This is a genomic window from Ruegeria sp. AD6 (genome assembly GCF_056542325.1).
Genome location: NZ_JBQFZQ010000006.1, coordinates 101,253 through 114,975 on the forward strand (window position 1 = coordinate 101,253; position 13,723 = coordinate 114,975).

Genomic DNA, 13,723 nt, shown 5'->3' on the forward strand with positions numbered 1-13,723 from the left:
GCAAATATTCGGGCCATGACTTACGACATCCTTCTGGCCCTGATTGTGTTTGCCTTCGTGTCCTCGATCACTCCGGGGCCGAATAACCTGATGCTGATGGCGTCAGGGGCCAATTTCGGCTTTCGCCGCTCGATCCCGCATATGTTGGGAATCGGGCTTGGCTTTACCTTCATGGTCCTGCTTGTCGGCGCGGGGCTGGTGCAGTTGTTCAACCAATACCCGGCCAGCTACACGGTGCTGAAAGTCGCCTCGGTGGCGTATCTGCTGTATCTGGCCTGGAAAATCGCACACGCCGCGCCCGCCGGTGGAAAGGCCGAAGTGGGCACTCCAATGACGTTCCTGCAGGCCGCCGCGTTTCAGTGGGTCAACCCGAAAGCCTGGGCCATGGCACTGACCGCGACCACAGCCTATGCGCCGGATCAGACACTGAACGTGATCGTTGTCGTCGCGCTGGTGTTCGGCGCGGTCAATTTACCGTCGGTCAGCACCTGGACCCTGCTGGGCCAGCAAATGGCGCGGTTCCTGACGAATCCGCGCCGGTTGCTGGTTTTCAATTGGACCATGGCAGCACTGCTGGTCGCCTCGCTGTATCCGGTCCTGTGGCCAAGCTGATCACTTTAAGGGAAGACAGATCTCGGTCAGCAACTCTTCGGGCGGGGTTTCGCGCGGATCGTTGAGGTAGATTTCATAGCATGGCTGATCCGCAGGCTCTTCGCCGGATTCGGGCAACCAGTTGCCGAACAGGCTGTGATAGGCGGCCTCGATACCTGAATAGGGGCCTTTGTAGGTTAGCACCGCAGTCTTCCCGCCAGCGATTTGCATGTCCTCCATGCCTTGGGGCGTCTCATCGCCCCGGAATTCAGCCCCGGCATAGCTGCGCAACTGATCCTCGGGCACGTCCTCGGGGCTGTCGAGATACAGCGCCAGAACCGGGCCGATCTGCGGCCAGAGCTGGCGGGATTCGCACAAGGCACCAAAGGCCTCGAAACTCTTGCCGATTTCGGAATAGGCCCCCTTGTGGGGCAGCGCGATCACACGGCGGGCGGGTTCGGTACGGGTTGTCACGGGATGCATCGGGTATCCTCCGGTTCTAAAGTTGGGATGAGCCGGCAGAAACTGCCCCGCCTTGCGAAAGGCACCGGGGCTGCTGCCATAGGCCTCGGAAAAGGCCCGCGCAAATGAGCTTGGGTTGGGATAGCCAACGGTTGCCGCGACCTGGGCCACCGGTGTGTCGGTTCGCACCAACAGCGTCGCCGCGCGGTGCAGCCGCAGGCGGCGTACAGCCTGCGCGCAGGTCTCGCCGGTCAGGGCGCGAAACACGCGGTGCCAGTGAAACCGGGACATGGCGGCGACATCGGCCAGCGCGTCCAGTGACAGATCTCCGGCAGGGTTGTCGTGGATATAGCTCAGCACGCGCAGAACCCGGTCTTCGTAGCTGGTTGCCATCGGCATCTTTCTTCTCATTGCTTTCCTCAGCTTGCATATTCACGGCCCACAAATCTTGCTGAGTTGCATCCGGGGCGACGTCAGGTCATATAGCAGGGAACTTCCGCGTTGAGAGGCGTCATGACCCAGTATCTGGATTTCGAAAAACCACTGGCCGAGATCGAAGGCAAAGCTGAAGAGCTGCGCGCATTGGCCCGTGCCAATGAAGAAATGGACGTGAGCGAAGAAGCCGCCGCGCTGGACGCCAAGGCCGCCAAGCTGCTGGATGAACTGTATGCCGATCTGACCCCGTGGCGGAAATGTCAGGTGGCGCGCCACCCCGAACGGCCCCATTGCCAGGACTATGTCAAAGAGCTGTTCACCGAATTCACGCCGCTGGCGGGCGACCGGAACTTTGCCGACGATCTGGCGGTGATCGGCGGGCTGGCCCGGTTCAACGACCAGCCGGTGATGGTGATCGGCCATGAAAAGGGCAGCGACACCAAATCGCGGATCGAACGGAATTTCGGCATGGCCCGGCCCGAAGGCTATCGCAAGGCCGTGCGCCTGATGGAGATGGCCGGACGGTTTGGTCTGCCAGTGATCACCCTGATCGACACGGCGGGCGCCTATCCCGGCAAAGGCGCCGAGGAACGCGGCCAGTCCGAGGCCATCGCGCGTTCGACCGAAATGTGTCTGAAAATCGGTGTGCCGCTAGTATCGGTCATTATCGGCGAAGGTGGGTCCGGCGGGGCTGTGGCCTTTGCGACCGCCAACCGTGTCGCGATGCTGGAACATTCGGTCTATTCGGTGATCTCACCCGAAGGCTGCGCCTCGATCCTGTGGAAAGACGCCGAGAAGATGCGCGAAGCCGCCGAGGCGCTGCGCCTGACAGCGCAGGACCTGCACAAGCTGGGTGTCTGCGACCGGATCATCCCCGAGCCCAAAGGCGGGGCCCATCGCGGTCGCCCCGAGGCGGTTGAATCGGTGCGCGAAGCCATCGCCGCCATGCTGAAAGAGCTGGACGGCAAAGATGCAGCGGCCCTGATCAAGGACCGCCGTCAGAAATTCCTGGATATCGGGTCGAAAGGGCTGGCGGCGTAAACCGTCAACCGCCCAAACGACGCAGTAGGTCAACCGATGCCTCGCCGGTCACAGGCAGGCCGTTGGCGCGTTGATAGCCGCTGATGGCGGATTTGGTGTTGTTCCCGATCACCCCGTCCGCGCCCTGCGTGTCATACCCGGCCGAGGTCAGGCGGCGCTGCAGGTCTTTGCGGTCCTCCAGCGTCAGACCCGTGGCATCTGGCCCGAATGAGGCCTGAAACGGAGCGCCTCCGGCAATCCGGTCCGACAGGTGCCCCACGCCAATCGCATAGCTGTCCGAGTTGTTGTACCGCTTGATGACATTGAAATTGCGGAACACGGCGATGCGCGGCCCCGGCACCTGCGGTTGCAGCACAGCAACCGGTGTACCCGACACGGTGCCGACCTCGCCGCCCCAAGGTTGGCCGCGCACCCAACCGGCACGGGATAAATAGGCCGCCGTCGAGGCCAAAGAATCCGTTGGATCCTCGGACCAGATATCGCGCCGACCGTCGCCGGTGAAATCCACCGCATAGGCCAGATACGAGGTTGGGATGAACTGCGTATGCCCCATCGCCCCGGCCCAGCTGCCGGTCATGTTGGCGGGCGAGGTGTCGCCCTCCTGAATGATCTTCAGGGCTGCGACCAGTTGCTTTTCGAAAAATTCTCCGCGCCGCCCCTCATACGCCAAGGTGGACGTGGCCGAAATCACCGGCACGTCGCCGCGCCGCGCGCCGTATCGGCTTTCCAAACCCCAGACGGCCACGACAACCTCTTTGTCGACACCGTATTGCGCCTCGATCTGCGACAGCGTCCCATTGTACCGCTGCAACATCTGCCGCCCGGTGCTGATGCGTTCGTCCGAGGCGGCGATGGCCAAGTAGTCCTCAAGCGAGCGTTTGAATTCCACTTGATTGCGGTCGCGCTCGATCACGCCGGGCAAATAGCCCGCACCCTGAAAGGCCCGATTTATGGTCGTCTGGGAAATCCCCTGCGACGCGGCTCGGGATTTGAAATTGGCCACCCAGGCATCATAGCCCGCATTCGGCACCGACTGCATACGCGACGCACGCGCACGGGATGGCGCGCCCTCGTCGCTGCACCCGGCCAATATTGCCGCGCCAAGGCCAATGGAAAAGCTCCGTCGATTGATCATGACTGAAATCTGCTCTTGTTTGTGATTTGCCTCAGCCTAGCGCAGACCGGACGCGCAAACCAGAACGACCGAGAGTGGCTGCCGCCAAATCGACGCTTCGGCGGTTCGCCGCTTAAGCAACCAGCAACCGCAGCCCCTGCGTCACGTCCGACCGCACGGCAAGGCGCAACCCCGGCTCGTCCCCGGCCTTCAGCGCGGCGATGATCAGCTTGTGATAATGCGGCGGCTCGGTGCGCCGAAGCCGCCCGTACAAGGACCGCATGGTGGGGCCAAGTTGCAGCCAGACCGTCTCGGCCATGGCCAACATCGCGGGGGCCTGCGCGCGCAGATACAGCGTCCGGTGAAACTCCAGGTTCGACCGGATATAGCCCACGGCGTCGCGCTTGGTCACCATTTCGGCGACGGTCATGTTGATGCTCTGCAACCGGTCGATCAGCGCGATATGGGCACGCGGCAGGGCGCGGCTGGCCAGTTCCACCTCAAGCAAGGCGCGCAATGCAGCCAGTTCCTCGATCCGGTCATTCGTCAGTTCCGGCGTCGAAACCCGCCCCGATGAGGACAGAAACAACGCCCCTTCCGCCGCCAGACGGCGCACCGCCTCGCGCGCAGGCGTCATCGAGACATCGAACTCCTTGCCGATCCCACGCAAGGTCAGCGCCTCGCCGGGGGCGATCTCTCCGTGCAGGATACGGGACCGCAGAGTGCGATACACCCGGTCATGGGTTGCGATATGCGAGTCGGTCGGGCGTGTAGCTAACATGGTCTCATGTGATCACAAAAACCTGTGGGGTCAACTCGGCTACGCGTCAAAGCGGTATCTGTGCAGCATCGCTCCGTTTTCACGCAACCACCGGCGCGGGGCATCATAGGGGCCAAAAATACGTTCGACCTGCGCCCAGAAGGCGGGCGAATGGTTCATCTCGGCCAAATGCGCCACCTCATGCGCGGCGACATAGTGCAGAACTTCGGACGGCGCGAGGATCAGGCGCCAGGAAAACATCAACCCGCCATGCGAACTGCACGACCCCCAGCGGGATCGCGTATCCCGCAGCGTCAGACTGGTGTACGAGCGCCCCAGAATGGCGGCGTAATCGTCGCAGGCCCCACTCAGCCGATCCCGCGCAAGCTCTTTCAGAAACCGGGCCAGTCGCCGCCCCTCGGCCCCGTCAGGCACGGCCACTGCATCTGCGCTCAGCACCACCCGCCGCCCCGGCGCGGGCACGATTCGACGCTCGGTGCCTTCGATCCAGATCACACTGCCCAGACGCACCTGTTCCAGATCGGGTTGGCCTGACAGATGTTGCCGGATCCATTCCTCTTTGCTGCGCGCGAAACTCAACGCTTCGGCCTCGGGCACGCCTTGCGGATAAGTCAGGGTAACCCGCCCGTCCAATTGGGAAATCCGCAGGCTGATCCGCCGCGCCCGCGTCGATCTGCGCAGCGTCAGCGGCACCGGCGGCGTTCCCGGCAAAGCGTGCTCTCCCATATCCCGTCCTCTTCTGCGCAAAGGCTTTGACAGTGCCCGCCGCCTGTGGCAGGTGAACTGAATCTTTTAGACGACTCACCTGATATCAAGGGGATTTGACATGCCCAAGGAAGAATGGGGCGTAAAGCGCGTTTGCCCAACCACCGGTAAGCGATTTTACGACCTGAACAAGGACCCGATCGTCAGCCCCTACACGGGCGAGATCGTGGAGCTTGAAACCGGCAAAAGCCGGATGATTGCCGCCGATGCCGAGGACGCAGCGACCGCGAAAGCACGCGAAAACGCATCCGAGGACGATATGGTTCTGGATGACGACGACAATGTCGACGTGGATCTGGACGACGATCTGCTGGACGATGATGACGACAGCAACGATGACGTCTCGCTGGACGACATCAAGGACATGTCATCAGAAGACGAAAACTGATCTTAAGGCGGCCCTGGGCCGCCTTGGTTCTTTGTGCGGATGGCGACGGAAAGTTTTTGCACAATTCCATTTTTGGACTTGCACTCCCCGCCGTCGTCTCATAAACGTCCGCCCACTGCTTCGGCAGTACCCGGATGGGGCCTTAGCTCAGTTGGGAGAGCGCTTGCATGGCATGCAAGAGGTCAGGGGTTCGACTCCCCTAGGCTCCACCAAAACCTAACAATACAACTAGATAGCAAGCATTAGAGCGGTGTGACACACAGGTGTGACACAAAATGAAGCTGCATGCGTATCTCTCACTGTCCAGACATGGCATCTACTACTTTCGTTGGCCACTGCCCGACACAAGACCGAAACCCCACACTAGACCAAGCACCACACGTAGGACCATTCGGGTGTCTTTGCGTACGAGATGCCCTAAAGAGGCTGGCACTCTGGCACGGCGTCTTGCAGTGTGCGGCGACACAATAACAAAGCACATAGAAGTATCGGGCATGAACCACGGCGAACTGCGCACAAAAGTGCATGAGCACTTCACGGAAGTACTAAAGAAGGCAAAGGCGCGTAGAAATGAACTTGGCCCCTACACCGAACTAGAGAGAGAGCGTATCGTCGACACCATCCGTCTACATGAGGCGGACAACGAAGACTTCTGGGGCATGATGCAGAAGGGCTACGCAACCCAGCAATACCAATCTTTTTGCGACGCATCTGGTGTTCCCCAAAAGCAACCTGCCAAAACCCAATGGGCAATTCTTGACGAAATTCGGAAGGCTTGGATCGGGTTTCATGAAGCAATGCTGGAGCAGGACAAGACCTTCGAGACATACGATTTCAGTGTGCCGCCCAGCGCGGCTGTGAGTGCCGCAGTGAGCCCGGAACCCACTTCCGGCAGTATCGCCACCAAAGTTGAAAAGAAGCCTCCAGAGGCGCTCTCCAGCCCGCTCCTGTCAGTCCTGTTCGCTGATAGAAAAGCTGAGGCGGAACAGACAGGCCAATGGTCAGCCAAGTTGCTGAACGATTATCAGGCTTGGACAGACCTCTTCATAGAATTGCAAGGCGACCGTCCGGTTCTAGACTACAAAAAACCGGACGCACGCGACTTCAAGAATGTCCTAATTGAGCTTCCAAGCAACAGGAATAAACTACCGCAAACGATAGGCCTAACGCCTAGAGAAGCCATACAAGCAGCTAAAGAACACGGTCTACCAACGCTATCCGTAAGTACCGTCAACAAGGCCTTGGGAAGGCTGCAAGGGATATGGAAGTGGGCTGACAAACAGTTGGACGAGGAGGTCGCAGACATCTTTGGGCCGATGAAGATAGCTGACAACAACAACGCCAGAAACCAACACGACCCGTTCACCAAAGAGCAACTGCAAAACATCTTCAACAGTCCCCTTTACACAGGGTGCAAATCGAGGCGGTTCCGCACCATCCCCGGAGATACCGATCTAAGCGACACGCGCTGGTATTGGCTTCCGCTACTGGGCCTATGGACAGGCGCACGGCTGAACGAATTGTGCCAGTTGAGTGTTGACGATATCGACCAGCAAGACGGCATACCTTTTATCCGGGTCCAAGAGGGGGACGAGGACCAACGCGTTAAATTCGGCAAGAGCAGGATAGTTCCCATACATCCCGAGCTGGTGCGCCTTGGCTTTTTGCGCTTTGTTCAGGCACAGCGGGATGCAGACCAAAGAAGAGTATTCCCAGACCTAAAAGTTGGGGCTGTGGGTTATCACTCAGAACAGGCCAGTAAAGACTTTAGCCGCTACATCGATGCGATAGGAGCGAAGACGAAAAAGACTTCCTTCCACTCATTCCGTCACAACTTCAAAGACGCCTGCCGCCATGCAGGGGTTAACCCCGATATCAATGACATTCTTTTAGGACATGCATTGCCCGGTATGGCAGGACGCTACGGCGATGGTAAATTGCCTGTATCAGTTCTGCATGAAGCCATCGCCAAAGTTGAATTTACCGGCTTGTCGCTGGACCACATAGGTAAGCACAGGCAAATGTGCCCTTCAACGTCTTAGTTGGACGCAACCTTGGCAATTAACTGAAAGTTCTGCACCCACTCATCAATCAGCTTAACACCGCCTGTGACGTACTCATCTGGCAATGTGTGAAGTTGTGTAGGGCGAAGCCCTTGGTTGCGGATGCTGGTACGAAGACGTGATGCAGTATCTTGATTGCGATGTACTATGTAGTTTCTATAGGTACGCACATTTTGCTCGGGAGAGTTGGTGCTCCCCAGTGCTGCGCTAATGCTGTGTAAGTTGCTAATACCAAGCTGCTTGGCGAGCCGAAGCGACACATGGCTAACATGCCAATCCGGTTCGCGACTTCCACGTTTGTGCCCGTTTAGCCAGCTTTCCACCATTCCAAAACTAGTGAGAGACTGCGTGTTGGAAATTCCAGAGCCACCGAGCGTCGTGGCTTTTCCGGAGGCAGATAACACGATTAGAGAACGAACAAACTGGCTCCAATAGTCTTGCAGCCGAACGACAATCATTTGCCGGCTTGCCTGCTGTAAGACCGGATTTGACGTATACGGCGGTTGTCCCGCTTCATGATACGCCCTCCTGAGCTTTTCGGTGTGCTTTTGAAACCGCTGAAGGTTCTGCGAGAGCATCTTAGATCGGCTGGTCCCCTAGAGCATCGTAAAAGGACCTAAAGCGCACTTGTCTTGAAGCAATCCGTTGTGTCGAAGAAGTTGATCGTGTGACAAACGACGCGAACTTCGCTGGCGGTTGTTCAGCTTCCAAAGCGGCTGCGAGGTTCGTTAGGTTTGCCTCAATTGTCTGAGTATCTCCTAAGCCCATTCTCGGCAGGGGCATTTCCCCATCAATGTCACCCTGTGGAATGCCGACAAGGCGGTGCGCGAGCGCCGCGTAAAGAACCAAGAATTGGGGCGTCGTCGCCAGCCTAGTGCTCTTGATAACCTCCCCAATCTGGTTGGTGAAAACGGTCAACACTTCGTTTGCTATTTCGCATGCCCGATCTGCGTCAGGGTAGTCGTCGTCGTTGGCCTTATAGTATTTATCAATTTTGTCAGACCCACCGTCTTGCAAGCCATCCACAGCGATCATCAGCAACTGTGCCATGGTTACGTCGTCTTCCATACGAACTCTTTGGCGGGTGCTCATTAGCCCGTAATTCGTCCAAAGTCCGGACCATTCCTTTGAAAGCTGTCTGACTTTCCACTTGAACTTTCCTTGGTACTTGGCATGACGTCGTTCTGCCGGGTTGAGTGTCACGTTGTAGGAATTGAGACGCGAGAAAACCTCAAGCACAAAGTCATCATCCGCATTCAATAGTTGTTCCACAGCAAGCGGATACTCAAGAAAAGTGCTCTTCTGCTCTTCAGGCAAAGTGGAGTATGTATAGCCTTCGAACTCACCGGCTCGGCTAGTAAGGCGAATTTTGTCCGATGCAAAGTCAAGGATCGCCTTAAGACGCTGCTGCCCGTCAACAACTTCTCTCACCGACACTTGTCGATCCACATCAATCTTTGTGCGGAGATAAATCTTTGGAACGGGCAACTCGCGCAGGACAGTATCAATGAGAAACACCCGCGCCGCAGGAACCCAAACACTGCCTCTCTGAAACTCCGGATTTAGGAGCAACTTCTTCTCATTGTGCCATTCAATGAAGTCGGAAATTCTAAACTGTTCAAGCATGCTAAATTCCTAGCTGACCTATTCGTGCCTTACCAGAGGCGAATTACGCACGGTTGGTTTTATCCGAGTTGCGCGCAGCGGGGCCTTGGGTCAGGCTTGCCATACCTCTAAAATTTTTAGTTGTCTCAGGTCGTTAATCCCGCGTTCCTGTCTAAACATGCGCACCATGAACTGTGACCATATCTGAAAAACTGACAAACTTTTTCGAGCCCGCATCTATAGCACCTAGTGCCTTAGTTTCCCCCATAGGGGTGGGCGGCAGAGATGGTTGGTCGTGGGCCATTGGCAATCCTGTTCCATTGAACCCTGCCCCAGCGACACAACTGGCACATACGCAAATTGTGTCTCACATATATTGACTTTAACTTTTGAGACAGTATGTATCTCAATATCTAAGATTTTGAGAGACGGAACAGATCATGCTTGTTGGCTATGCTAGGACTTCCACTTTAGATCAGACGGCTGGGCTTGATGCTCAACTACGGGAGCTGGAAAAGGCCAGGTGCGAGAAGGTATTCACCGAACAGGTATCCTCAGTGGATGTGAGGGCGCGTGAGAAGCTCACAGAGGCGCTCAACTTCATCAGGGAGGGTGATCACCTAGTAGTCACCAAACTGGACCGTCTGGCACGCTCTATGGCTCACCTGATGGATATTCGCAGCCAGCTTGACGCCGTTGGCGCACACCTAACGATATTGGGGTTAAATCTCGACACTTCTACGGCCCAAGGCAAGCTGATGTTGAACCTGCTTGGAAGCGTGGCCGAGTTTGAACGTGAGATTATGCTGGAACGACAGCGCGAAGGAATTGCCAAGGCCAAAGCTGCCGGAAAGTACAAAGGGCGCAAACCAACCGCATTAGCAAAGTCGGGCCGGGTGCTTGCACTGGCAGGCGAAGGCATCGGCGCTACCAAGATCGCTCAAGACCTCGGTATAAGCCGCGCGTCGGTGTACCGGATACTAAATGCAGACCAAAGCTAACCGCTGCTACGCCAGATGATGGCGGGCTGGACAGGTGCCAATCTGAAACTGAACAGATGTGCGCTCGTGCCGGGTCATCTATCTTCTTTGCAGCTCGGCAATTTGACCGGGTACGGCCCGATGACTACTAAGCCCTCCCTCTAATGAAGGAAGAAGCAAACAGATACATTTTTTCGAATATGTCATCTGTCTGCCTCTGCAAGGTTACAGATTAGATATGATCCGATGATAGCAACAATGCCTGTATAGTATATTTATTGTATATACATCAGTAGATAGCATCTATAGTATTTACACTGTATTATACCTAACTAGCCGAGTTAGTGTGTGTATACATATAGTATATCAATGGCTCTACATAGATTACACACTGTATGTATGTACTCTAGATACTCATCATTTGTAGATACCTAGTATTGTATAGGATATGTATATACACAAAACATCATACCAATAACAATATTATACACCCATATGCATAGTGCGCTGGATGGTTACCCAGTATCAGCATGAAGACTAGTATACTTGGTATATACATCCAACTAGAACAGTATATCTATTTGTTTGCAAAACTATTTATCATTGTGTCCAGTCGAATTTTGCGATTAAAGACACAACAGAATAAGTAGTCTAGCAACCAAATTGAAGAGACTACACCGGGTACAGAACAGCAATGCTAACACCAACTCGTTCGATACACCGGGTATCACAATTGAGGGACCTTCTATCGGAAATTGTGCTGGGCGGCGTTGAACGCATTTATCGACTGCAAAGTGCATCTCGGGCTGTCAACATAAACGAGCTATACCGGATACTGGCGAACGGCTTCTTGACTGATAAGCGAACGTAGCTAACCCTGAAAGCAGCGTATCGCACAGGCGATACCAATGCGCCTACAGGGTGCATTGCCTACATTTTCCTCCTTCGGTCAAAGTACGTTCAACTTCGAGGACGAAGAATGAGAATAGACTGGGAGCATTCACGGTGCATCGTTTGCCTAGCATCGAAAAAACTGACCCTCGAACACGTGATACCGGATAGCCTAGGTGGTATCCTGACATCCCGTATTATTTGTCGCGGCTGTAACAGCCGATTTGGTTCCACGTTTGAAGCAGCGGCTCGACTTGCACCAGAACTCCGCAAAGCAGCATCGGGACTTGGCACAGACCTAGCTCAATTGGAAGAAAAGCTCGAACGCGGTGCGGAATACCAAAGTCAGTTTGGCGGCCTGACTGCACAGGCGAGGCTGCGAAAAGATGGCAAGACAGGGACATTTAGTCTGGAAGACGGTTCTCTCGTGGTCCCAGAAGCAGACACTCCAAACCAGATAAAGTCACGCGTTCAAAAGAAAGGTGGCACAGCGTCGGAAATTGATGAAGCGATAAAACGTTGGGAACACGCCCCTACAGGACAGGAAGTCGAAATTGCCCAAGGCTTACGTATCAAAAAATGGGAAGGCCATCCCTCAACACCAACATATACCGAGCCCTCGCTAAGCCCCCTCGTTCCGTTGAATACCGCATATGAATTTGCAGCGCTTCTCATAGGCGGCGCGATTTATGACCCAGCCTTCAATTCGCTTAGACAGGTCCTGCAGGATCAGGATCTGGAATTGGCGAAAGAGATGCTGGATTGCAGGTGGGCTGACAAACCCGATGCTTTTCATGGGATTGCTTTTGAGGGCAACTATGACGTCGCACAGTTTCAGGTTCGTCTTTTTGGCCTTTTAGCTTATCGGGTCAAGTTTCCGAAGATTGGCCTAAAACTATCGCCAGTTGTTTACACTCATCGACTTGACATCGGAGAGGATTGGTTCAGCCCTCAAGTTGAAACCGGGTAAATTGCACAAAGTAGACAATGTAACGGCAGCAAGGGACAGAAGTTGCGTTTGGGATTTCTGACCGACAAATGATCTTTGCTGTGCCGTCTAGCCTCCCAGCTAACAGTTTGACGAAGTGTTGTTATTCGCTCGCCACAATTGGTGGCAGCAAGTCAGCGCCGCTTCTTAGGGGGTCTTCTGGAAGCCCCTGTTCCTTCGACAACGGTGCAACTGCAGGAGCTTCTAAAACGACTACTGGGAACTCACTGGCCCAATACCCGCCCCATTTCACATCGCATTCACCTAACGCGAAAATAACCTCGGCTGGCACAAGACCTGTTCCAAAAGTTGAATGCTTCGCTCCTTCGTCCCTAACTTCATAAGCAACCCAATCACTTCGTGAGATATCAAGAAGGGCTACCCAAGTACCGTGAAACCCAAGCGATCTACCACCAACAAGAAAAAACCCGTCTGCTAACCGTTTGCTCTCATGTTCATATGGCAGTTCGAGGACCGCTTGTGTCAGTTCCCATGGCGTTCCAACAACGGGTTCGACATGGCCATTCACAGTGTTTATGCAAGACACAACATTAAGGGCGATCTCGGCCCCATTCGGAAACAGTCGTTTTGGTAAGACAAGGTTCTCGGCAACCACCGGAGACGAAGAAAGAACCAGTGCAGTCGCAAATGCAGAGACTAGCGATTTGATCATGCGACAGACGTAATTGTGCAAACCTGCAGTTTCCAGTGGTTCTACCGTGTTGATAGTGGCTAGCCGCTACTCATTCTGGTTGCGCTGAGCTTGCTTGGCTTCATATTGCTCCCAAACCTTCATTCGCCCCTTTTGCCGTGCGTCAGCCAACCATAGCTTCTTACGCACATCCGGCACCTCAAGGCTCCTATACTTACCATCTGAGTATTTAGGCCAGTCTATCGCCATCCCGAGCTTGACCATTTCTACAGAAAGGTCGCGCCCATCTTCAAGATAGCACTTTGCCACTGTACGACCGTGGGCATCCTCGGCAGTAACCTCTGCTCTAACTCTCTGCCCCTTGCACAGGGATACCAAAGCCCACTTGGCTTTCTTGCCATAGGGGTGGTTAATCTCGGGCGCATCAACGCCGAACAAGCGCACTTGCTTCTTCCGTATTTTTATCGTGTCGCCGTCCACAACATAGGCAGGACCTTCCAATACGGTTGTGGTGGGTTTCGGTACTGCACTGCCAGCATCGAAACGCGGGGGCCGCTGAACGCCTTGCGGGCCGGATGCATCCAATCTCGGCTTAAAGTCCGAAGTTGGTTGATAGGTCGGCTTAGTGGTTCTGTCTGGCTGGCGTTTGCTACACACAACAAACCACACAATTACCCCAACAACGACAAGCAGTATCAGTACTTCCACAGGATCGGACCTTGCAAATGGTTTGGTTCAAAATTCACGCAGCGCAAACCTCAGACACAATACACATTATGACTAATTTTGCAGTGGCTGTAAGCCTTTACCAAATAAAGAGTTAATATCTGACCTGTTGGTATTGGAGCACTAGGGCGCGTAAGCGTGCAGACTTATTTCGCAAATTATCGTCAGTATTAACAAAAACCCAAAATTGTGGTACTAAACAGCCACTTTTTTAATTTTTTTTACTTATTTTTGGGAGCCG

General features: G+C 54.9%; 14 protein-coding genes and 1 tRNA gene. 7 read left to right on the top strand and 8 right to left on the bottom strand.

Annotated features, from left to right (window positions below; all coding sequences use genetic code 11):
• Window positions 1-15 precede the first annotated feature (15 nt).
• The gene (locus ACR0KJ_RS13720; RefSeq protein ID WP_480626930.1) at window positions 16-612 is read left to right on the top strand and encodes a LysE family translocator; all 597 of its coding nucleotides are present in this window, start codon (window positions 16-18) and stop codon (window positions 610-612) included.
• Here ACR0KJ_RS13720 and ACR0KJ_RS13725 read toward each other — a convergent pair whose 3' ends face one another.
• The gene (locus tag ACR0KJ_RS13725; RefSeq protein WP_480626984.1) at window positions 613-1,446 is read right to left on the bottom strand and encodes an AraC family transcriptional regulator; all 834 of its coding nucleotides are present in this window, start codon (window positions 1,444-1,446) and stop codon (window positions 613-615) included.
• A 120-nt stretch (window positions 1,447-1,566) separates the two neighbouring features.
• Between ACR0KJ_RS13725 and ACR0KJ_RS13730 the strand changes: the two genes are divergently transcribed.
• On the top strand, window positions 1,567-2,529 hold the full coding sequence (locus tag ACR0KJ_RS13730; protein WP_170454823.1) for an acetyl-CoA carboxylase carboxyltransferase subunit alpha: 963 nt from the start codon (window positions 1,567-1,569) through the stop codon (window positions 2,527-2,529).
• Between the two features lie 4 nt (window positions 2,530-2,533).
• Here ACR0KJ_RS13730 and ACR0KJ_RS13735 read toward each other — a convergent pair whose 3' ends face one another.
• The 3 genes from ACR0KJ_RS13735 to ACR0KJ_RS13745 all read right to left on the bottom strand — a co-directional run bounded on the left by ACR0KJ_RS13735 (window position 2,534) and on the right by ACR0KJ_RS13745 (window position 5,150).
• Window positions 2,534-3,664: a lytic murein transglycosylase gene (locus ACR0KJ_RS13735; protein WP_170454825.1), complete on the bottom strand. Its 1,131-nt coding sequence runs from the start codon at window positions 3,662-3,664 to the stop codon at window positions 2,534-2,536.
• Window positions 3,665-3,776: 112 nt separating this feature from the next.
• Window positions 3,777-4,424 (bottom strand): GntR family transcriptional regulator, encoded by a 648-nt coding sequence (locus ACR0KJ_RS13740; protein WP_480626931.1) that lies wholly within the window; start codon window positions 4,422-4,424, stop codon window positions 3,777-3,779.
• 39 nt (window positions 4,425-4,463) lie between these two features.
• Window positions 4,464-5,150 (bottom strand): M48 family metallopeptidase, encoded by a 687-nt coding sequence (locus ACR0KJ_RS13745; protein WP_480626932.1) that lies wholly within the window; start codon window positions 5,148-5,150, stop codon window positions 4,464-4,466.
• A gap of 100 nt (window positions 5,151-5,250) precedes the next feature.
• On the opposite strand from ACR0KJ_RS13745, the gene ACR0KJ_RS13750 reads away from it, so the two are divergent.
• The 3 genes from ACR0KJ_RS13750 (at window position 5,251) to ACR0KJ_RS13760 (ending at window position 7,619) form a co-directional block, all read left to right on the top strand.
• Window positions 5,251-5,577: a TIGR02300 family protein gene (locus ACR0KJ_RS13750; protein ID WP_480626933.1), complete on the top strand. Its 327-nt coding sequence runs from the start codon at window positions 5,251-5,253 to the stop codon at window positions 5,575-5,577.
• 136 nt (window positions 5,578-5,713) lie between these two features.
• Window positions 5,714-5,789, top strand: a tRNA-Ala gene (locus ACR0KJ_RS13755).
• A gap of 282 nt (window positions 5,790-6,071) precedes the next feature.
• Complete coding sequence (locus tag ACR0KJ_RS13760) at window positions 6,072-7,619, top strand: site-specific integrase (RefSeq protein ID WP_480626934.1); 1,548 nt, start codon at window positions 6,072-6,074, stop codon at window positions 7,617-7,619.
• Here ACR0KJ_RS13760 and ACR0KJ_RS13765 read toward each other — a convergent pair.
• A complete protein-coding gene (locus tag ACR0KJ_RS13765) occupies window positions 7,616-8,218 on the bottom strand; it encodes a hypothetical protein (protein WP_480626935.1) in 603 nt (200 codons plus the stop codon). The two genes, ACR0KJ_RS13760 and ACR0KJ_RS13765, sit on opposite strands and share 4 nt — an antisense overlap.
• A 1-nt stretch (window position 8,219) precedes the next feature.
• Window positions 8,220-9,266: a DUF262 domain-containing protein gene (locus tag ACR0KJ_RS13770; RefSeq protein WP_480626936.1), complete on the bottom strand. Its 1,047-nt coding sequence runs from the start codon at window positions 9,264-9,266 to the stop codon at window positions 8,220-8,222.
• 419 nt (window positions 9,267-9,685) lie between these two features.
• Between ACR0KJ_RS13770 and ACR0KJ_RS13775 the strand changes: the two genes are divergently transcribed.
• Complete coding sequence (locus tag ACR0KJ_RS13775) at window positions 9,686-10,246, top strand: recombinase family protein (RefSeq protein ID WP_480626937.1); 561 nt, start codon at window positions 9,686-9,688, stop codon at window positions 10,244-10,246.
• A 958-nt stretch (window positions 10,247-11,204) separates the two neighbouring features.
• Window positions 11,205-12,086: an HNH endonuclease gene (locus ACR0KJ_RS13780; protein WP_480626938.1), complete on the top strand. Its 882-nt coding sequence runs from the start codon at window positions 11,205-11,207 to the stop codon at window positions 12,084-12,086.
• 121 nt (window positions 12,087-12,207) lie between these two features.
• Here ACR0KJ_RS13780 and ACR0KJ_RS13785 read toward each other — a convergent pair whose 3' ends face one another.
• Together ACR0KJ_RS13785 and ACR0KJ_RS13790 are read right to left on the bottom strand one after the other, a co-directional pair.
• Entirely contained in the window at window positions 12,208-12,777 is a 570-nt protein-coding gene (locus ACR0KJ_RS13785; RefSeq protein ID WP_480626939.1) for a hypothetical protein, read from the bottom strand.
• A gap of 66 nt (window positions 12,778-12,843) precedes the next feature.
• A complete protein-coding gene (locus ACR0KJ_RS13790) occupies window positions 12,844-13,464 on the bottom strand; it encodes a thermonuclease family protein (RefSeq protein WP_480626940.1) in 621 nt (206 codons plus the stop codon).
• Window positions 13,465-13,723: the final 259 nt, after the last annotated feature.

Excerpts from the sequence above, each read along its gene's own strand:
- ACR0KJ_RS13735 (WP_170454825.1), bottom strand. The coding sequence starts at position 3,664 with ATGATCAATCGACGGAGCTTTTCCATTGGCCTTGGCGCGGCAATATTG.
- ACR0KJ_RS13740 (WP_480626931.1), bottom strand. The coding sequence starts at position 4,424 with ATGTTAGCTACACGCCCGACCGACTCGCATATCGCAACCCATGACCGG.
- ACR0KJ_RS13725 (WP_480626984.1), bottom strand. The coding sequence starts at position 1,446 with ATGGCAACCAGCTACGAAGACCGGGTTCTGCGCGTGCTGAGCTATATC.
- ACR0KJ_RS13730 (WP_170454823.1), top strand. The coding sequence starts at position 1,567 with ATGACCCAGTATCTGGATTTCGAAAAACCACTGGCCGAGATCGAAGGC.
- ACR0KJ_RS13765 (WP_480626935.1), bottom strand. The coding sequence starts at position 8,218 with ATGCTCTCGCAGAACCTTCAGCGGTTTCAAAAGCACACCGAAAAGCTC.
- ACR0KJ_RS13785 (WP_480626939.1), bottom strand. The coding sequence starts at position 12,777 with ATGATCAAATCGCTAGTCTCTGCATTTGCGACTGCACTGGTTCTTTCT.
- ACR0KJ_RS13775 (WP_480626937.1), top strand. The coding sequence starts at position 9,686 with ATGCTTGTTGGCTATGCTAGGACTTCCACTTTAGATCAGACGGCTGGG.
- ACR0KJ_RS13745 (WP_480626932.1), bottom strand. The coding sequence starts at position 5,150 with ATGGGAGAGCACGCTTTGCCGGGAACGCCGCCGGTGCCGCTGACGCTG.
- ACR0KJ_RS13780 (WP_480626938.1), top strand. The coding sequence starts at position 11,205 with ATGAGAATAGACTGGGAGCATTCACGGTGCATCGTTTGCCTAGCATCG.
- ACR0KJ_RS13760 (WP_480626934.1), top strand. The coding sequence starts at position 6,072 with ATGAACCACGGCGAACTGCGCACAAAAGTGCATGAGCACTTCACGGAA.
- ACR0KJ_RS13720 (WP_480626930.1), top strand. The coding sequence starts at position 16 with ATGACTTACGACATCCTTCTGGCCCTGATTGTGTTTGCCTTCGTGTCC.
- ACR0KJ_RS13750 (WP_480626933.1), top strand. The coding sequence starts at position 5,251 with ATGCCCAAGGAAGAATGGGGCGTAAAGCGCGTTTGCCCAACCACCGGT.
- ACR0KJ_RS13770 (WP_480626936.1), bottom strand. The coding sequence starts at position 9,266 with ATGCTTGAACAGTTTAGAATTTCCGACTTCATTGAATGGCACAATGAG.